Origin of the sequence: Fictibacillus enclensis, from assembly GCF_001457035.1 — a bacterium.
Taxonomy (GTDB): Bacteria; Bacillota; Bacilli; order Bacillales; family Fictibacillaceae; genus Fictibacillus_C; species Fictibacillus_C enclensis.
Map to the genome: position 1 here is coordinate 296,031 of NZ_KQ758618.1, position 18,518 is coordinate 314,548.

Annotated in this window: 17 protein-coding genes; 9 read left to right on the forward strand and 8 right to left on the reverse strand. The window is 42.7% G+C overall.

Going from position 1 to position 18,518, the window contains the following annotated elements; all coding sequences use genetic code 11:
• Positions 1–28 precede the first annotated feature (28 nt).
• The 3 genes from AS030_RS11905 to AS030_RS11915 are packed head-to-tail and all read right to left on the reverse strand — an operon-like array spanning position 29 to position 2,439.
• On the reverse strand, positions 29–472 hold the full coding sequence (locus AS030_RS11905) for a threonine/serine exporter family protein (RefSeq protein ID WP_061972068.1): 444 nt from the start codon (positions 470–472) through the stop codon (positions 29–31).
• Positions 473–483: 11 nt separating this feature from the next.
• Complete coding sequence (locus tag AS030_RS11910; RefSeq protein WP_240482332.1) at positions 484–1,245, reverse strand: threonine/serine exporter family protein; 762 nt, start codon at positions 1,243–1,245, stop codon at positions 484–486.
• A 27-nt stretch (positions 1,246–1,272) separates the two neighbouring features.
• On the reverse strand, positions 1,273–2,439 hold the full coding sequence (locus AS030_RS11915; protein WP_061972069.1) for an MFS transporter: 1,167 nt from the start codon (positions 2,437–2,439) through the stop codon (positions 1,273–1,275).
• 202 nt (positions 2,440–2,641) lie between these two features.
• Here AS030_RS11915 and AS030_RS11920 point away from each other — a divergent pair, with 202 nt between their 5' ends.
• The 3 genes from AS030_RS11920 to AS030_RS11930 are packed head-to-tail and all read left to right on the forward strand — an operon-like array spanning position 2,642 to position 6,359.
• Positions 2,642–4,123 (forward strand): spore germination protein, encoded by a 1,482-nt coding sequence (locus AS030_RS11920; protein WP_082635802.1) that lies wholly within the window; start codon positions 2,642–2,644, stop codon positions 4,121–4,123.
• Complete coding sequence (locus AS030_RS11925; protein ID WP_061972070.1) at positions 4,120–5,220, forward strand: GerAB/ArcD/ProY family transporter; 1,101 nt, start codon at positions 4,120–4,122, stop codon at positions 5,218–5,220. The genes AS030_RS11920 and AS030_RS11925 overlap by 4 nt, the downstream gene beginning before the upstream one ends.
• Complete coding sequence (locus AS030_RS11930) at positions 5,217–6,359, forward strand: Ger(x)C family spore germination protein (RefSeq protein WP_061972071.1); 1,143 nt, start codon at positions 5,217–5,219, stop codon at positions 6,357–6,359. The genes AS030_RS11925 and AS030_RS11930 overlap by 4 nt, the downstream gene beginning before the upstream one ends.
• A gap of 49 nt (positions 6,360–6,408) precedes the next feature.
• On the opposite strand, the gene AS030_RS23615 is transcribed toward AS030_RS11930, so the two are convergent.
• Both AS030_RS23615 and AS030_RS11940 read right to left on the reverse strand, forming a co-directional pair.
• The gene (locus AS030_RS23615; RefSeq protein WP_141687075.1) at positions 6,409–6,780 is read right to left on the reverse strand and encodes a hypothetical protein; all 372 of its coding nucleotides are present in this window, start codon (positions 6,778–6,780) and stop codon (positions 6,409–6,411) included.
• A 150-nt stretch (positions 6,781–6,930) separates the two neighbouring features.
• On the reverse strand, positions 6,931–8,367 hold the full coding sequence (locus tag AS030_RS11940) for a magnesium transporter CorA family protein (protein WP_061972073.1): 1,437 nt from the start codon (positions 8,365–8,367) through the stop codon (positions 6,931–6,933).
• A gap of 262 nt (positions 8,368–8,629) precedes the next feature.
• On the opposite strand from AS030_RS11940, the gene AS030_RS11945 reads away from it, so the two are divergent.
• Positions 8,630–9,709, forward strand: a complete 1,080-nt coding sequence (locus AS030_RS11945; protein WP_061972074.1) for an AbrB family transcriptional regulator — start codon at positions 8,630–8,632, stop codon at positions 9,707–9,709.
• Between the two features lie 63 nt (positions 9,710–9,772).
• Here the strand turns inward: AS030_RS11945 and AS030_RS11950 are convergent, their stop codons facing one another.
• From AS030_RS11950 to AS030_RS24575, 3 genes are all read right to left on the reverse strand, one after another.
• Positions 9,773–10,978 (reverse strand): MFS transporter, encoded by a 1,206-nt coding sequence (locus tag AS030_RS11950; RefSeq protein WP_061972075.1) that lies wholly within the window; start codon positions 10,976–10,978, stop codon positions 9,773–9,775.
• Between the two features lie 6 nt (positions 10,979–10,984).
• The gene (locus AS030_RS11955) at positions 10,985–11,434 is read right to left on the reverse strand and encodes a MarR family winged helix-turn-helix transcriptional regulator (protein ID WP_061972076.1); all 450 of its coding nucleotides are present in this window, start codon (positions 11,432–11,434) and stop codon (positions 10,985–10,987) included.
• 118 nt (positions 11,435–11,552) lie between these two features.
• Positions 11,553–11,684, reverse strand: coding sequence for a hypothetical protein (locus AS030_RS24575; RefSeq protein WP_276203856.1), 132 nt, complete (start codon positions 11,682–11,684; stop codon positions 11,553–11,555).
• A 497-nt stretch (positions 11,685–12,181) separates the two neighbouring features.
• Between AS030_RS24575 and treP the strand changes: the two genes are divergently transcribed.
• The 5 genes from treP (at position 12,182) to AS030_RS11980 (ending at position 18,349) form a co-directional block, all read left to right on the forward strand.
• Positions 12,182–13,591 (forward strand): PTS system trehalose-specific EIIBC component, encoded by a 1,410-nt coding sequence (treP, locus tag AS030_RS11960; protein ID WP_061972077.1) that lies wholly within the window; start codon positions 12,182–12,184, stop codon positions 13,589–13,591.
• Positions 13,592–13,663: 72 nt separating this feature from the next.
• Positions 13,664–15,328: an alpha,alpha-phosphotrehalase gene (gene treC / locus AS030_RS11965; protein WP_061972078.1), complete on the forward strand. Its 1,665-nt coding sequence runs from the start codon at positions 13,664–13,666 to the stop codon at positions 15,326–15,328.
• Positions 15,329–15,353: 25 nt separating this feature from the next.
• A complete protein-coding gene (treR, locus tag AS030_RS11970) occupies positions 15,354–16,070 on the forward strand; it encodes a trehalose operon repressor (protein ID WP_061972079.1) in 717 nt (238 codons plus the stop codon).
• 131 nt (positions 16,071–16,201) lie between these two features.
• A complete protein-coding gene (locus AS030_RS11975; RefSeq protein ID WP_061972080.1) occupies positions 16,202–17,035 on the forward strand; it encodes an STAS domain-containing protein in 834 nt (277 codons plus the stop codon).
• Positions 17,036–17,149: 114 nt separating this feature from the next.
• Entirely contained in the window at positions 17,150–18,349 is a 1,200-nt protein-coding gene (locus tag AS030_RS11980; RefSeq protein WP_420889650.1) for a NupC/NupG family nucleoside CNT transporter, read from the forward strand.
• Positions 18,350–18,518: the final 169 nt, after the last annotated feature.

Sequence of the window (18,518 nt, forward strand, 5' to 3'; positions counted from 1 at the left end):
GCGCACGCAGAATATCCTCTTTTTCTTATTATTTAACGGTTCTTGTGCTTCTCAGAATAATGGGTAAGATCGTCCCGGCAAGTACCAGCCCAAAAGCGATTGCCCCCGAAATTAAAAAGGTTTGGGATGCAAGCTGAATCGCTTCATTATAATCATTTTCAACGAGCTGCCTCATCGTATCATACGCCCCGCCACCGGGAACGAGCGGAATGATGCCTGCGACACTGAAAATAATGACCGGCATTCGGTAAATCCTTGCGTAAAGATGACTGATGGCTGCAACGACAAAAGAGGCCAGCGCGGTGGCGAGAACCAGGTCGAATTGATTGTTGCCTGACATCCCTTCAAAAATCAGCCAGCCGATCATGCCGCAGATACCTCCTGGAATTACCGCTTTTCTCGGTACATTAAAAAGAATACCGAAGCCTGCCGAAGCAATGAAACTCGTCCAAATGGCTTCAAAGATGTGCATAGGGTTCCTCCTTACAGCGTTACAATGACAAAGGCAATTCCTGTGCCGATGGCGAAGGCAGTGAGCATGGCCTCTGCACCCAGAGAGATTCCGGAAACCAGATGGCCGGCCATCAGGTCCCGTACGGCATTGGTGATTAAAACACCAGGCACAAGCGGCATGACAGCGCCAATAATGATTTTATCCAGTTGGCTTCCCATCCCGGATGTTATCGCCAGTTTAGCGACTAATCCGATAACAAAGGCAGCAAGCAGTTCAGAGAAAAAACGGACCGAAATATAGCGTTTGATCACGAGAAAAACAACATATCCTGCGCCCCCGGCAATCATGGCCGGCATAAAATCACGCCAGTTTCCCTGAAACATGAGGGCGAAGCAGCCACTGACAAGAATAGCGGCCAACGTTTGCACCCATGCTGGATAAGCCTCGGGTGTTTTTTCTATTTTTTTAAGCTCTTTTCTCGCTGTATCCAAGGAAAGAGACTCGCTCGCCACTTTTCTTGAAAGATCATTAACGAGGACGACCACATGCAAATCGGTGGAGCGGTCAACAATCCTGACAATCTTTGTATAATCCATGGTGCGTCCTTTTTCAAAGAGAGAAAGAATGATCGCTGTCGGTGTAACAAAAACTTGAGCGGCTTTCATGCCGTAATTTTGCGCAAGGCGGGTAATGGTATCCTCTACACGGTAGGTTTCTGCACCGTTTTGAAGCATAAGCCTGCCCGCCAAAAGGCAGACTTCCATTACGTCTTCAATTTTATTTTGGGTCAATGTAAGTCCCCTTTCAGCAAATTAATTTTATTGATAGCGATCGGTCTTTGTAAACTGGCGCCGGGCAAAGAGAACAGTAAGAGCGAACAAAAAGGCCGCAAACAAAAATTCCACCCGGTTTCCAAGCTGATAGAAAACAGAACCAAAAATTGGACCCGCAGCCATCCCCAGGTACCTGAAAAAGTTATACACACCAATCGCTGTCGCCCGATTTTGGGTAAAGGCTCTGGCCAAGAGCGTCGTCTGGACAGGAAGCGAAAGACCGAGGCATAGCCCGAACAGGGAGATGCTTACGATCAATACAGGCAAAGATACTGGTGAGAGAATGACGAATAATATGGTTGCCAGGACATTCAACGACGAAGTGACTAACAAAAATGTCCTTGGGTTGCTCTTCTCCTGAAGCCGTCCGCCGGTAAAGCTGCCAAGCACAAGAAAAAGTGACATGGGAAGAAAAACAAGTCCTTTTTGTGCAGCTGACAGCCCATAAAAGGAGGCTAAAAGATTGGGAAGAAAAACAAGGAAATTATAAAACGAATAATATTGAATAAATCCAAGAAGGATGACTGCAAGCCCCGTCCTATCCTTTAAAACGATTGTAAAATCAGAAAAGCTGAATCCTTTTCGTTCCGGACCCTCCGGCTTGGTTTCCGGAAGCAGCTTTACATTGGCAAGAAACATGATGAGTCCGGTGCCAGTCAGCACCCAAAAAACTCCTTGATACCCAGTATACCCTCCAACAAAGCCGCCTACAACGGGGCCGATTACGGGTCCTAGTGTAACGAGAGTCTGAAAGGTTCCCATGGATCGCCCAAGTGATTTACCTTCAAACAAGTCCCCAATAACCGTGGTGGCCACTACCGATCCAGCTGCAATACCCGCTGCCTGAAAGGCACGGAAAAACAACAGAACCCAGATGGAAGTTGATAGGGCAGCGCCTGCAGAAGCAACAATATAGAGTAAGATGGCCGGCAGCAAAATTTTGCGCCGTCCAAGCTTATCTGTCAGCGGTCCGTATACCATCTGCATCATTGCCAGTACGAACGTAAAAATAGAAATCGTCAGGTTCACAATAAATCCTGACGTCTGAAAATCATGCTGGATTTCAGGCAAAATAGGAGTGTAAATCGTTTGGGTAAACGGTCCAAAAAACGCAGCAAACCCCACACAATAAAGAATGACTTTCTTATTCAATGAACAAATCCGCCTTTCAAGAAAAAAACGTTCTACGCAATCTGCCTCAATCATTACATAGAAACAGCCTTTAACTATTCGTTATATGTACTTTTCTTTTTCTCATTTTACACCTTTACGTACCCCTGGCAAAGAATAAATAACCTCTCTTTCGTTCAATCTAAAACATAGAAATACTAGGCTTTAGAGGGCAGGTGACCAAATGAAGAACCATCGAAGCAATAAAAACTCAAAGCCGGTAACCATGAATGCAGATGAAAACCTGCATGTTATTCAATCTATCCTTCATGGAACAAGTGATTTAAAAACCAGAACCATAACCTATCAGAAATCTTCAGGAGTTATTATCTATCTAGAATCTATTGCGGATACAGAGAAAATACAGCAAAGCGTGATTGAACCATTAAACAGAGCCATGGATGATGAAGGGACCGTTGAGACGGTCATCACCAATACGGAGCTTTCATTCATCGAAGAGCTGCATGAGGGAGTTGGAAAGCTTCTGACCGGTTCCTGTCTTTTATCATTTGATGGCATGTGCGGCATGTATGCGGTCAATGTTACCAGCCAATTGACAAGGACTCCGGAGGAACCAACCAACGAAAAAGTGGTCCGCGGATCTCATGAAGGATTTGTGGACAGTCTGACTCAAAATCTTGGGTTGATCCGAAAGCGTCTTGAAAATAAAAATTTGGTAGTCAAACAGTATGTCATCGGGCAATCCACCAATACAAAAGTGGCGTTAGTTTATATGGATGATCTCGTGAATAAAGAAGTGCTGTCAGAGATCTTCAGGAGAATCGAATCGATATCGGCCGACATGGGGTTTAGTCCAGGTTATTTGGAAGAGTTTATGGAGGACAAAACATTTTCTCCATTTCCCCAAATGCTTCCCACGGAGCGGCCGGACCGTACCATGGCCCATTTACTCGACGGAAGGGTGGCGGTTTTATCGGAAGGCACTGCAACCGCATTAATTCTGCCGGTAACATTTCTATCCTTTTTTCAGTCCCCGGACGATTTTAACAGCAGGGTACTGTCAGGGTCGTTTTTCCGGTTGCTTAGAATGGTAAGTTTTCTAGTCGCCATGACACTGCCAGCTGTTTATATCGCAATCATCGGATTTCATTTTGAGATCCTTCCGAACGAATTGATTCTTCCAGTGAAAGCCTCATTGGAAGGAATCCCTTTTCCTCCAATCATTGAGGCATTTGTTATGGTGTTTACGATCGAATTGATCCGGGAGGCGGGGGTCAGGCTTCCTACTCCCATCGGCCAGACCATCGGTATTGTGGGCGGTTTGGTGATCGGGGATGCGGTTGTAAGCGCGGGTTTCATTTCCAATGTTATGGTCATTGTCATTGCTTTGACAGCGGTCGCTTCATTTACGGTGCCCACCTATGAGATGGGGGCCTCGATACGGATTTTGACCTTCCCCTTAATGATTGCCGCGTCACTTCTTGGTTTTCTTGGAATTGTGATGGGATTGATGGTGATCCTGCTTCATTTATGCAAATTGGAGTCTATTGGCACGCCGTATTTTGCCCCTTTTGCGCCATTGAATTTAAGTGGATTAAAAGATGCTGTCATCCGTTTTCCGCTTTGGAAAATGAACAATCGGGCCATGGACGCGCTGCCGCAAAAAAGAAGTCAGCGTAATACAAAAGGATGGAAGAACAAATGAAGCTGAAAAGAGAAGACACCATTACTTCCTTTCAATTCATTTTTCTTATTATTCAGGCTCAAGTTGGGGTCGGGATATTGTCCATGCCGTTTAACATTTACACGGCAGCGGGGCATGATAGCTGGATTTCCGTTCTCATAGGCGGGTGCGTCGTACAAGTTCTGCTTATTTTGTTTTGGATTCTGATGAAACGGTTTCCGTCCATGACGCTGTATGAAGTTTTGGATAGCACCACCGGGATCTTCATCGGCGGGGTCATCAAAGGCTTATATATTATTTATTTTATTCTCGTGGGATCGAACATCCTTTCTTTGTTTTCCGAAATAATCAATATATGGATCCTTCCGTTAACTCCACGCTGGCTGTTGATCGTACTTATGGCAGGGATAGGGATTTATGCCGTAAGAGGGCCGGTAAAGTTTTTAGCGAGATTTTATGTTTTTGTCTCCCTTTTGCTTATCGTTTTTGTGCTGCTTGTCATTTATTCATTTTGGGAAGTCGATTACTTAAATATTTTTCCCATTGGAGAAAAAGGGATCATGCCTATTTTAAAAGGAACCGAAAAAGCACTTTTTTCAATGATCGGTTTTGAGATGTATTTAATTGTTGCTCCATATGTTAATTCCAGTTCCATTAAAAAACTGAAAGCAGCCAGTATTTCCAATGTGGTTGTGACGATTTTTTATTCCTTTTTAACGTTGATTTGTATTTTGTTTTTTGGCATCAAGGAATTCATCCTCGTGCCGGAGCCGCTGTTATACATGATCAAATCGTTTTCATTCAAAATATTGGAGCGTATTGATTTGTTGTTTTTATCCGTGTGGATCGTGTCTGTCGCCACCTCTTACATGGCTTATTTGTTCGCTGCTTCAAGGGGGCTGATGTCGTTTTCCAAAAAAAATAAAGAACATTCCCCTTATGTTTTCTATGCAGCCATTCTATCTGTCCTTATTTCACTAATGCCGGAGGGCGTTTACAAAGTGGGGCAGTTTTCGACGTTTGTCACCTATTTGAGTTATATCTTTGTCCTTGGGCTGCCTGTTTTGCTTTTATTGCTTTCATTACTTACTCATCGAAAGGAGAAACAGCAATCATGAATACATTGTTGACAAAAAAGAAATGGTTTCTCCTGGGTACGCTGTTAATGGTCATCGTGTTGCTTACCGGATGCTGGGATCAGCGCCTGATCAAAGAATCAAGGCTAATTCTGGCAGTGGGACTGGATCTGGAGCCAAATGGGAAAATCATTGATACGGTGGTTTATCCGGTCGTAAACAAAGGCTCCAACGCGATGTCATTGGTGAAAAGTGTAGTGGTTTCATCCACTGGGGTAACAACAAGGGATGCCCGAATTAATCTGGATAAGAAGGTTTCCCAGATGTTTGATGCGTCCAAAAACAGGGTTTTTTTGATCGGTGAAAAACTGGCTCGAAAAGAAATCTATTCAAGTCTCGATGTCATCTACAGGGATCCCAGAGGGTCGGTAAACGCAATGGTGGCAGTTGTGAAAGGCAAGGCGAAAAAAAGTCTTGAAATTCAGCCTCAGGATTCTACTCTTATGAACATCTATTATCCTGAGCTTCTGCAGAGCACCAGTGCGATCGGTTTATTTGAAATTGAAACGGTACAGTCCATTTGTACTCTGATGTTTGATGAAGGAAACGATTATCTGCTTCCGTACTTGAGGATTAATGAACAGCAGCAGCGTGCGGAAGTAATCGGCACAGCCATGTTTCATAAAAGAAAGATGACCGGAACCTTAACCGGAAAAGAATCGACGTTGCTGCTTCTCATGAATGGAGTGAAACAGGATTATCCCAGGTTCACCTTTAAGATTAATGATCAAAAGGAAATGAAGGAACGAAATTATATTACGGTCCTTGTCAATGATATCGAACGGAAAATGAAAATACACATCACCCCTGACCAGAAAGTAAGGGTAAAACTCGCATTGAAGATGGATGTTAACGTGAACGAGCTGCCCGTGGATCATCTCGATAGTGCCGGGAAAGCAAACGAGCTAAACAAGACACTGACACGGGAGATCACCGCACTCGCTAAAAAAACTCTGGCAAAAACACAAAAGGCTAATTGTGATGAGCTGGGAGTCGGCAAACGAATCCGTTCGTTTCATTACGGAGATTGGAAAAAAATGAATTGGGAAAAAGATTATCGAAACATTTCCATTGAACCCGAAATTAAAGTAACCATTGTACAGCATGGGATTATTAACTGAACACAAAAAAAGAAGGACCTAAAGAGTCCTTCTTTTTACTGCCCAAGGATTAGAAAATCCATCCCCAGTTATTACAGCAGCAGTGTCTTCTGCGTCTGCAGCATCTCTTCTTTTTCTTCTTTTTGAAGCAGCAAGAAGAAGAGGAAGAGGAAGAGGAAGATTCACATTTTTTATGCTTTTTCTTTTTGCCGTACCCGTGGTGGCCTCCATCATATGATTGCTTGCCGCCACCTTTTCCACCGTCTAACAATTGGCTGTAGTCAGCAGATTGTTTGTGGTAGTTAACAGAGTAGTTAACGTTTTTGGAGTAGGTTGGCGGAATGTGCGCCTTTTCCACACGATAGAACTTGCTAGAGCTGCTAGAGCTGCTAGAGCTGCTTTCATGCTTTATGTGCTTTCCGTGTTTTGGTTCGTAGCCCATCAGAGCATCCCCCTTGAATTAATTTCCAGAATTGCATTCCGGTTAAGATATCATATGAAGGGCTGCAAAAGGTGGACTAGACCCCTGCTCTATTTTTTTGAAATATTTTTTTAGCTTCAAAAATCTTTATTCGGCGATCTTTAGAGGCTTCTATTCCATTCCGTTACGGTTGCGCAATTCCCGAATCCATTTTTTCAAAAAGGAAATACCAAGCAATAGACTTGCGGCAATGCCTGTAATCGTTACAAACAAAGCGAGATACTCAAAAAAACCAAAAGAAGATATCTTGCTCAATTTGATGGGGCTCTTTAATTCCTCAATCACCATATTCATACCAAAGATCCCTGTAATCACTGTATAAATCGTTAGGATGGAAATAAGATAGTTATTTCTTTTAGCTGATTTTTGGTCCTGATATTGATAGAGAGTGGACAAGGTTTGTTTTACATCATCATAAAGCTCTTGGTTTTGCAGGACCTCTTTCAGTTTAATAAAAATATTTCTTCCCTGGCTTTGCGCAGCAAGCTCCAAAAAGAAATATCGTGCTGAAAAGAGAGTAATTTCTCCAATTAGTTTTTCCGTTTCTTCATTATCTTTTTCAAGGTGCACCTGGGAATAGCGGTTGGATAAACGAAGAAGCACAATTTTATGAAACAGATTCAGCAATAAGCCATAATAAAACTCTCCGTACATCTGATCCAGTTGGTTATCTCTTTCCAGCCCTGTGGCGTTGGTCATGCAACTAAAGACATGTTCATCGATCAGATAATAGGTGTTTGGGGCCCACCGGTGATAACCATTTTCTATGCAATAATCGTGGATATAGTCTTTATTGCAGGAACTGATCTCAGGCTGCCCCTCATCATTTAAACCATCAAGCTGCGATCCTCTAAACAAGTCGCTCTCATGCAATTTGGTGCCTTTTTCAAATTGAAATAGGACTTGTACATACATTCTTTCATCAATAAAAAAGGGCAATGATTCGTAATGAGATCCATTTACCTGACCGACATCCAGATAACGGGTAAAGTCGGGAAGAAGGACATTAAAAAGAAAAGTCTCTACTTGCAGGTACGTTTCGTTTTCAAACAAAACCACAGCCTTACGGTCATCCCTTGTACGATTCTCAAGTACTCTGAACCGTGCGGCAAATTCAATCGCTTCGGAATACGAGACATCCTTTATGCTGATCCGCAAGGTAATGAACCCCAGCTCATACGGCAGGAGAAACACATCTATGGAATTAATCGTAAAAGGCACTTTGATGAGATTGGATTGGAGTTCAGCGGTGATCCCAGTTGCTTTTGAATACCTTCGAAAGGTTAACCGGTGTTCTTTTTTGGGAAAAAGCACGTCTGAAGTAAAAGGAAGGAAGTAATGCTCCAATTCTTTATGAGAAATTTTATTGTTTCCACCGTAGTAAGCCTTTTCCTGTGTCTTGCTTGTTAAGGAAAAGAATTCATACCCTTTATGTTTTAAGTAATTGATCGCTTCCCCGGCACAATCCTCTTTCATTGAAAAAGGAAAAATAAAATGAAAATAGGAGGATTCCAAAGGGGGATCTTCTTTATTCAGTACCGTTGTCATTCGAATTTTTCACCTCTTCTACATCCTTCCCTTAACGTAAAATGAAGTAACCTCCATTTTTTCATTTATGGTCTGCACTTGTGAACGTTATGAACATAACAATCAATATGCATAAAATCTTTTTAAACTAAAAACTCCTGCTATGATAGGAGTGGAAGCGCTATTTTAGCGCTGGATTTGCAGGACGAAGTAAAGAATAATCTGGTAAAATATAAACAATACAAACTAATATCACGGTTAATGAAAGAAGGATGTTATACCGATGAAACAACACGGCAATGATATAGTTGATATTTTCCGTACTGCTATGATTGGGAGTGCCGGTGCTCTTTTGTTTTTGTTGATACATAGCCCGCTTCCCTGGCTGTTGGGGTCACTCACCGCCGTTGTGCTGGTGAGAAAATTCCTGAAACTTCGATTGAAGTGGCCGGTTGGCTTCAGGCATACCGCCATCATATTTTTGGGAGCGATGCTTGGTACATCATTTACGTCAGGCACCATCAAAGAGATGGGTTTGCAATTTCCATTTATGGCGGCATCCACAGTCATCACGGTGCTGTTTTGCCTGGTACTGGCTTATTTCACTGTGAAACATATCAAAATTGATCTGGCCAGCAGCATATTTGGAAGTGTACCTGGTGGAATGTCTCAAGTCGTTGTGATGAGTGAGGAAACAAAGGAGGTTGATACGACCACCGTTGTGCTCATGCAGACGATCCGATCGGTTTCTGTCATATTTTTTGTACCCTTTTTAACGATTCATGGCATAGGAGGTGACGCCCGTCCTTCTGTGTCTCCACATGTCAATAGTGCTGATACAGGAAGCTGGACCCTCTATGCCTTTTTCGTAGCGATAGCGCTTATAGGTGCATGGGCGGGAAGAAAAGTTAAACTTCCTGCCGGTTTTTTAACCGGCCCGTTGATTGCAGTCGCGCTCACAATGTTAACCGGTCTTGATGCACCGCATATTCCGTCTTATCTTTTAATTATTGCCCAGGTTTTTTTAGGGATACATATTGGACGTCAGTTTAATCCTCAAATGGAGGGCAAGATAAGAAAACTTGGGTTTTACACGATTGGCAACAGCCTGCTTCTTGTTTTATTTTCACTGCTGATTGCATTTCTTCTTACAAAATGGACACCGATGAATTTTACGACTGCATTTTTAAGCGCAGCGCCGGGTGGAATTGCTGAAATGGGTGTAACGGCATCAACCGTCCATGCGGATCTTTCCATGGTGACCAGTTATCAGCTGTTTCGTATCTTTTTTATCATGTTCGCTGTTTTGCCATTCGCACAATGGGGTGTGAAAAAGTGGAAAAAACTGGAGGAAACAGCCTAAAAAAAGCTTGAAGAGCCATCAATCGATGATTCTTCAAGCTTTTTTGATTTCGGTCAATTCAGATTACGCCGTTCTTTGTTCTGATTGGGAGGAGCGTTTCTTTCTCTGCCAAATGGAAACAACAAGATAAAGAACAAGGAACAATCCCATAAATAGAGCAGAAATGCGGTACATTCCTGAATAATCGGCATGCATGGCAATTACACCAAGCAGCATGGAGCCGGCGGCAACACCAAAATCCAGTGAATTAAAGAACATGCTGTTTGCAAGACCACGCTGCTCGACAGGAACTTCCTTGATCATCCATGCCTGAATGGACGGCTGAATCATTCCGTAGCCCAGTCCATAAAGGAGGGCAGCCAAAATAATATATAAAGTGGACGTCGCCAGGGAAAGGGTAACCAGACCGCCCATTGTAAAAACAGCTCCTGCAATCATGATGCTAAAGTGGCCTTTGCTGTCAAAAATCCTACCGGAAAAGGGCCGGACAAGAAAAATTGCCAGCGCATTAAATAAAAAGAAGCTGCCGATGTGGGAGAGGTGAGCTTCTTTTCCATAGAGGGCAAGAAAGCTCAATAATCCCCCATAGGTAACGGAAAGCAGCAAATTCAACAATCCCGGTAAAGCAATCTTTTTTAATGCAGCACCGGTATTCTTTTTTGATGAGGAAGTAGAGGCTGCGGATCCGGCTTGGGACAAGTCCACTGACCGATTGGCAAATGCAAGGGGAAAAATAAGAATAAGTACGAGGGTACCTGCAGTAGTCAATGTTCCGAAACCGAAGCTTCCAAGTAACGAAAGGCCAATGATTGGCCCGATGGACATGGCCAGGCTGGTGGAGAGACCGAAATATCCGATACCTTCACCCATCCGGTGCGGCGGGATGACATGTGCGGCCATGGTTGGCAGTGTTGTACTTGCCAATCCGAAACCAATACCAAATAGTACCCGCATGACGAGGAGAAGGGCAATCGAACCGCACCAGTAGTAACCGGCTGTTGCCAATACAGCAATTGCGGCGCCTGTGTACAGAATGATGGATACTTTTCCTTTTCGCAGGATACCTGCGGCAAAAAAGCGTGTAGCGATGGCCGATAAAGCAAAAAGACTCGTTACCAGACTAACGGTAAAATCACTGGCATTAAACGCATCTTTCGTATAAACAGGGAACGAGGGAAGAAGCATTTGCAGGTTAAGAAATAAAAGCAGGTTACACAGGGTGATCAGAATAAATTCCTTGCTCCACAGTTTTTCTTGATGGGTATTCAATAAACATTACTCCTTACTATTCATTGCTGCATCAATATTTTCATTCATTTGGTGCAGCCATTGTTTTATTTGTTCAATCTGCTTTGGCTCCAATCCGGCGACCACTTCATTCATGGTGCTTTCTTCAATAGGGGCGATCTGTTCCGTGATCTCTCTTCCTTTGTCGGACAGGGAAACAATAAAGGCACGGCGGTCATTCTCGCTCATTTGCTTTTGAATCAAGTCTTTTTTTATAAGCAAATCCAGAATACGGGCTGTGGTCGGCTGATCCTTGGCCGTCCGTCGCGCGAGCTCTTTTTGATTGATGCCCCGTCCTTTATGCAGCTGATAAAGGACAGACCATTGCTCCGGCGTTACGTCATATTCCCGAAATCGGTGCATAAGCAGGTGAATGATTTTTCGGCTTGTTTGGTTCATTAAAAAGCCAATTGAAACATGCTGATTTGGAGAATCCATCTTTGAATTTTCCTTTCTTAACAAAATAATTGTCATAACAACTATAAGTTTAACATGTAAATTAAAAAATGCAAGACAGTAAAAAACCTCCGCAGGCAATCCTGCGGAGGCGAAAGGGCTATACCCATTTATATATGAGTTTTTGATAAATTTTATCTGCTGGTTTTTCGGTATCAGGGTAAATATCGATAATCATCATTTTTTCACCGTCAATGTTTTTTTCGAATGATTCCCCAATCCATACCTTCATTTTTTTGCACTTCCAAAATCGTTTTGAACAGCAAGCAGCGACGTTCGAGAACAGAAGTCAATATTTACTCCTTGCTTTTGAAGTTTTTCAATAAGCTCCTTTAATTTTTTTGTCATTCCATCTCATTCCTTTTTATTAGAATTATGGTCAACGGTTACTTATTTCATCTGGTCTTATCATGCTGCCGGTCATTGCTTATCATACTCTTAGTATAACGGGGGCAAGTCGTTTTAGTTGACTTTTGAAAAAAATCACACAACTATCTTTTTCCGTTCTAAAACGAATGCCAAATAAAAGTGTTGACCAACCTGTATATACAAGTTACAATGAAAAATGTAGTACATGTATATACAAGTTTCGCTTTTGTTTGAAAGCGATTTAATCGTTAAAAACCGTTAGAAACACAATCTAATAAATATAAGCTTTGGCAATTTAACGTTTGTACAGAGCTTTTTTTTGAAAAAGATGTTGTAAACGGTAACAAGGGGGAAATCAATATGGATATCAGACAAACAGCGGAACAGATTACAGAAGCTGTAGGCGGCAGGGAAAATATCGCGGCAGCGACACATTGTGTAACCCGGCTTCGCTTTGCGCTGAATGATGAGTCAAAGGTTAATAAAGAAATGCTGGAGAACATTGATGCGGTCAAAGGGTCATTCTCCACTAATGGCCAATTTCAGGTGGTGATTGGCCAGGGAACGGTTGATAAAGTATACCAAGAATTGGTTGCGGTTACAGGCATCGGTACAGCAACAAAGGAAGACATTAAAAATGCAGCTGAAAGGAAATTGAATCCTCTTCAAAGAGCTGTTAAAACGTTAGCGGATATTTTTATTCCAATCCTGCCTGCCATTGTAACAGCTGGTCTGTTAATGGGTATCAATAATATTCTTACAGGCCCTGGTATTTTTTATGATGGAAAGTCATTTGTTGATGTGAATACCGCGTGGAAAGATTTCGCGGATATGATCAATGTGATCGCCAATACGGCTTTTGCATTCCTGCCTGCACTGATTGGCTGGTCCGCTGTCAAAAAGTTTGGCGGCAATCCTTTGCTTGGAATCGTGCTCGGGTTGATGCTCGTCCATCCAAGCCTGCTGAATGCATGGGATTATGGTAAAGCGCTTGAAGCAGGAAAAGTGCCGCACTGGAATTTGTTCGGCCTTGAAATTCAAAAGATCGGATACCAGGGACAAGTTCTGCCTGTTTTGCTGGCATCCTATGTACTCGCTAAAATTGAAGTGTTTTTAAGAAAAAAGATTCCTGATGCTTTTCAATTGCTCGTGGTTGCACCCGTCGCTTTACTCGTTACAGGATTCCTTTCTTTTATCGTGATCGGTCCGATTACATTTGGAATTGCGAACTGGCTCACAGATGGACTTGTTGGTATTTTCGATCAATATGCAGCTTTAGGCGGCTTGATCTATGGCGGAATCTACGCCTTGCTTGTTGTAACAGGTATGCATCATACCTTTCTCGCTGTTGACCTTCAGCTTATAGGCAGCAAGGGGGGAACGTTTTTATGGCCGATGCTGGCTCTTTCAAATATTGCGCAAGGATCTGCAGCACTGGCGATGATGTTCCTTTCTAAGGATGAAAAAGTGAAGGGCTTATCCTTTACTTCAGCTATTTCAGCTTACCTTGGAATAACCGAACCCGCGCTTTTTGGGGTGAATTTGCGCTTCAGGTTCCCGTTTATCTGTGCCATTATTGGTTCAGCCATTGCGGGCATCCTGATTACAGTAAATAAAGTACAAGCCTCTTCCATTGGGGTAGGTGGTATACCCGGATTTTTATCCATCTTTCCTGACAAATGGGGACCATTCTTTATCGGCATGGCAATTGCCATTGTGGTTCCGTTCGTATTAACATACGTGTTCGGAAGGATAAAAAAAGTAAAATAGATGATATGTGAGCTGGCTCCGAGAATCTGAGCCGGCTTGACATAGTTTTAAATCACGTAAGGCGGTGGCAATGTGGAACAACCATGGTGGAAAAAGTCGGTGGTATATCAGATTTATCCAAAAAGCTTTAAGGATACGACCGGCAGCGGAACAGGCGATTTGAACGGAATTATTGAAAAGCTCGATTACTTAAAGGTTCTTGGGATCGATGTGATCTGGCTCACCCCGATCTATGAATCACCACAAAAAGATAACGGCTATGACATCAGTGATTATTACAAAATTCATGAAGAATATGGTTCAATGGAGGATTTCGAGAGACTGCTGTCGGAAGCACATCAACGGGACATTAATATCATCATGGACATCGTGGTCAACCATACATCAACCGAGCATGCCTGGTTCAAGCAAGCACGCTCATCCAAAGACAACGAATTCAGGGATTTTTACATTTGGAAGGACAAGCCGAACAACTGGAAATCCAAATTTGGCGGTTCGGCATGGAAATATGATGAAGTGACCAATCAGCATTATCTTCATCTTTTTGACGTAACACAAGCGGATTTGAACTGGGAAAATGAAAAGGTTCGTGAAAAAGTTTATGAGATGATGAACTTCTGGTTTGATAAAGGTGTGGATGGCTTCAGGCTGGATGTGATTAATCTGATCTCCAAAAATCAGGACTTCCCTGATGATGACGGTACAGTAAAGCCGGGAGACGGCCGGAGATTTTATACAGACGGACCCAGGGCTCACGAGTTTTTGAAGGAAATGAACAGAGAAATCTTTTCGAAGCATGAGAGTTTGACAGTGGGAGAGATGTCTTCCACTTCCATCGATCACTGCATTCAGTATTCAAATCCTGAAAGCAAAGAGCTTAGTATGACCTTTAATTTTCACCATCTGAAAGTGGATTATCCTGACGGCGAGAAATGGACAGTCGCCGATTTTGATTTTGTAGCACTGAAACGAATTTTATCCGAGTGGCAAATCAGGATGCATGAAGGGGGAGGCTGGAACGCCTTGTTCTGGTGCAACCATGATCAGCCGAGAATTGTTTCCCGCTATGGAAACAATAGAGAGTACAGGGAACAATCGGCGAAAATGCTGGCTACCGTCATTCATTGCATGCAGGGCACCCCATACATTTATCAAGGGGAAGAGCTCGGAATGACAAATCCCGGTTTTGAGCGTATTAATAAATACCGGGATGTTGAAAGTTTAAACATCTATAAAGAATTAACCCATGCAGGGATGAATGAGGAAGAAGTTCTGGCCATTTTGAACCAAAAATCCAGAGACAATTCACGGACTCCGGTTCAATGGGATTCCACGGAAAATGCCGGATTTACCACAGGCACCCCGTGGATCGATGTAGCGCAAAATTATAAGGACATCAATGCTGAAAAAGCAATACAGGATAAAAATTCAGTATTCAGCCATTATCAAAAATTAATTTCCATGAGAAAAACGATGAATATTTTCACCGATGGAGACTATCAATGGATCGATGAAGAACACCCCGCCATTTTCGCGTATACAAGGAATGCAGAAAATGAAAGCCTGATGGTGGTGAATAACTTTTATGGAACGGACGCGGAATGGATTCTTCCGGAGGAAATTGAGTTCGCCCCCCATAAAGCAACTGTTCTGTTATCTAACTATGAGGATTCACCAACCCTTGCGAAAACGGTACTAAGACCCTACGAATCCATTGTTTATCATATAAAAAAGTAGTGATAGAATATTCTTGGTGGTAAACATGAAAACAAATAAATACCTGATGATCTATCAGGAAATTTCACAACAGATTGAAAGAGGAGAATGGGCTCCCGGAGTTCAGCTGCCTTCGGAAAACGAGCTTGCCGAACGATATGAGACCTCCCGTGAAACCATTCGAAAGGCATTAACTCTTTTGGCGCAACGAGGTTTTATTCAAAAAATCCGGGGGAAAGGTTCCATTGTACTCGATTTAGCAAAATTTGATTTCCCGGTATCCGGTCTTGTCAGCTTTAAAGAACTCGCATTAAAATCCGGAAAGTCCTGGAAAACAAAAGTCCATGAGCTGGATGTGGTGACACCGGACCGCTTTCTGCAGCAGCAGTTAAAAGTAGAGAGAGAAGACAGAGTCTGGAAAGTAACAAGAGTAAGGGAAATGAACGGGGAGAAAATTATCCTCGATAAGGATTTCTTTAACCAGCAATATGTAACAGAGCTAACCTATGAAATTTGCGAAAACTCAATTTATGAATATATCGAGAATGAGTTGGGGTTAAACATCAGTTTTGCCAAAAAAGAAATTGTGGTGGAACAGCCGACGGAAGAAGACCGTGCGCTATTGTCTCTCGATGGTTTTCATAATGTTGTCGTGGTGAAAAACCATGTATACCTGGATGATGCCAGCCTGCTGCAATATACAGAATCCAGGCACCGCCCCGATAAATTTCGTTTTGTTGACTTTGCCAGAAGAAATCATTAATTCTTCCAGACAGTGTACATCCATTGTCTGGATTTTTTGTTGGTGCCTCATAATACCGGATGAAGGTCCCAGTAAACCTGAAAAAATGTTAGAATAGATATGGATACTCGGACAACAGAGGAGGGTACACATTGGCAATCGAACATGATTTACAGGAATTTATCCTGCAGAACAACGATACATTAAGCAATGAATGGGTAAAGCTGCAGGAGCAAAAGTTTACCCCGTATAATGCTTCAGCAGAAGATACAAGCAGCGAGATACTGGAGCAAAATCGGACGTTTAACCAGATTATTTCCGGGATTTTTGTAAGTGACAATGTTAACTTTTCTGCATGGTCGGAACAAGTGGCTGTAAAACGGGCGAATCGGAATATTCCTCTCCATGAGACGCTCGAGAACTTTAAAAACTACAGAGTGGTCTTCTGGGAATGGATTATGAAGTTCGTCCGTGAAAACGAGAATTCCATTTCTTTGGAAGTGCTTGGAGAATGGAGCAGAAAAGTAAACAGCTGCTTTGATCATGTGATTGAGCTTTTCACCATTTATTTTCAACAGGTCAGCGATGCCCGGCTTCAATCACAGCAGCAGATGATTATGGAATTGAGTGCTCCGATCATTCCCGTGTACTCGAAGATCGGTGTTTTGCCGCTAGTCGGTGAAATTGACACCTATCGGGCTCAAATGATCAAAGAGAGCAGCCTGGATAAATCCACAGAGTTAAAGCTGGAACATTTAATTATCGACCTTTCCGGTGTGCCCATCATGGATACAATGGTGGCCAATGAGCTGTTTCAGGTCGTAAGGGCGCTTGCGCTGCTTGGCATTCAAACGACGGTCACCGGGATTCGTCCTGAAATTGCCCAGACGGCAGTACAGCTCGGAATCGATTTTTCCAACATTTCAACCTACGCTCATTTGAGCCAGGCGCTTCCTGTCATTGTAAACGAACATGAACTTTCATAAGGATTCTTCTCACAAAACCACCTTTTTGTATAAGGTGGTTTTTGTTTTGAGCGAAAACCTTATACGAGGATAAAGCAGGGCGGATTAGGGGTAGTATAAGTTTATGTGCTCAATATGGACGTTGAAGGAGGTTACATTTTGAAGTATGCTATCTTTCTTTTAGGTCTGGCAGTGGTATTCATACTCGCATATCTCGTAAGCAATAATCGCCGCCAGATTAAGTATAAGCCCATTCTTATCATGCTGGTCCTGCAAATTGTGCTGACATATCTTTTATTAAATACGGGGATAGGTCTGGTTCTTATACGGGGCATCGCCAATTTGTTTGAAAAACTTCTCGGTTATGCAGCCGATGGTGTAAATTTTGTCTTTGGTGGTATTGCCAATAAAGGAGCCATGCCGTTCTTCTTTAATGTTCTGCTTCCGATTGTGTTTATATCGGTATTGATCGGAATTGCCCAGCATTTACGAATTCTCCCCGTTATTATCAAGTGGATTGGATGGCTTCTGAGCAAGATAAACGGGTTGGGGCGGCTTGAGTCCTATAATGCTGTAGCATCTGCCGTTTTCGGACAATCAGAAGTCTTTATTTCTGTCAAAAAGCTGCTAGGACATATGCCGCAACACCGTCTGTATACACTTTGTACATCAGCAATGTCAACGGTTTCTGCATCCATTCTCGGCGCGTATATGACGCTGATCGACCCCAAATATGTGGTGACCGCACTCATGCTCAATCTGCTTGGCGGCTTTATTATTGTAAACATCATCAATCCATATGAAGTAAAAGCGGATGAAGACATTATTGAAATCCAGGAAGAAAAACAGACGTTTTTTGAAATGCTGGGTGAATACATTATGGATGGATTTAAAGTGGCCATTATTGTTGGGGCGATGCTGATCGGGTTTGTTGCCCTCATCAGCGCCATTAACGATGTATTCAATCTGGCGTTTGGCATTACGTTTCAAAAGTTGCTCGGTTACGTATTTGCGCCTTTTGCCTTTATTGTTGGTGTTCCCTCTTCAGAAATTGTGACGGCTGGCACGATTATGGCGACCAAGCTTGTTTCCAATGAGTTTGTGGCTATGCTGGACTTGGCCAAAATTAAAGGACTTTCTGAACGAACGTTGGGAATTGTGTCGGTATTCTTAGTTTCATTTGCAAACTTTTCTTCCATTGGGATCATTACAGGGGCTGTGAAAGGCCTCCATGAGCAAAAAGGGAATGAAGTAGCAAAGTTCGGGCTCAAATTACTGTATGGTGCAACCTTAGTCAGCCTTTTATCGGCAGCAGTGGTCGGAGTCATGCTTTAAAAAGAAATAGTTTTATTTAAAAAGGCTCGTAAAAATGAATAAATCAGGGCGTTTTGTAATTGGACATATTGCTTTTTTATGGAAAGAAGACGTTATTGGATGATTTTTTTATTTAACTTTAGTAAAATAAAGTGTGGCAAGTTGCAACGTTTGCTATTTTACAGGCCAT

What these genes read in the sequence shown, in the direction of transcription:
- AS030_RS11905 (WP_061972068.1), bottom strand. Translation starts at nt 472, where the DNA reads ATGCACATCTTTGAAGCCATTTGGACGAGTTTCATTGCTTCGGCAGGC.
- AS030_RS11920 (WP_082635802.1), top strand. Translation starts at nt 2,642, where the DNA reads ATGAAGAACCATCGAAGCAATAAAAACTCAAAGCCGGTAACCATGAAT.
- AS030_RS11925 (WP_061972070.1), top strand. Translation starts at nt 4,120, where the DNA reads ATGAAGCTGAAAAGAGAAGACACCATTACTTCCTTTCAATTCATTTTT.
- AS030_RS11930 (WP_061972071.1), top strand. Translation starts at nt 5,217, where the DNA reads ATGAATACATTGTTGACAAAAAAGAAATGGTTTCTCCTGGGTACGCTG.
- AS030_RS23615 (WP_141687075.1), bottom strand. Translation starts at nt 6,780, where the DNA reads ATGGGCTACGAACCAAAACACGGAAAGCACATAAAGCATGAAAGCAGC.
- AS030_RS11940 (WP_061972073.1), bottom strand. Translation starts at nt 8,367, where the DNA reads ATGACAACGGTACTGAATAAAGAAGATCCCCCTTTGGAATCCTCCTAT.
- AS030_RS11945 (WP_061972074.1), top strand. Translation starts at nt 8,630, where the DNA reads ATGAAACAACACGGCAATGATATAGTTGATATTTTCCGTACTGCTATG.
- AS030_RS11955 (WP_061972076.1), bottom strand. Translation starts at nt 11,434, where the DNA reads ATGGATTCTCCAAATCAGCATGTTTCAATTGGCTTTTTAATGAACCAA.
- AS030_RS24575 (WP_276203856.1), bottom strand. Translation starts at nt 11,684, where the DNA reads ATGAAGGTATGGATTGGGGAATCATTCGAAAAAAACATTGACGGTGAA.
- treP (WP_061972077.1), top strand. Translation starts at nt 12,182, where the DNA reads ATGGATATCAGACAAACAGCGGAACAGATTACAGAAGCTGTAGGCGGC.
- treR (WP_061972079.1), top strand. Translation starts at nt 15,354, where the DNA reads ATGAAAACAAATAAATACCTGATGATCTATCAGGAAATTTCACAACAG.
- AS030_RS11980 (WP_420889650.1), top strand. Translation starts at nt 17,150, where the DNA reads ATGGACGTTGAAGGAGGTTACATTTTGAAGTATGCTATCTTTCTTTTA.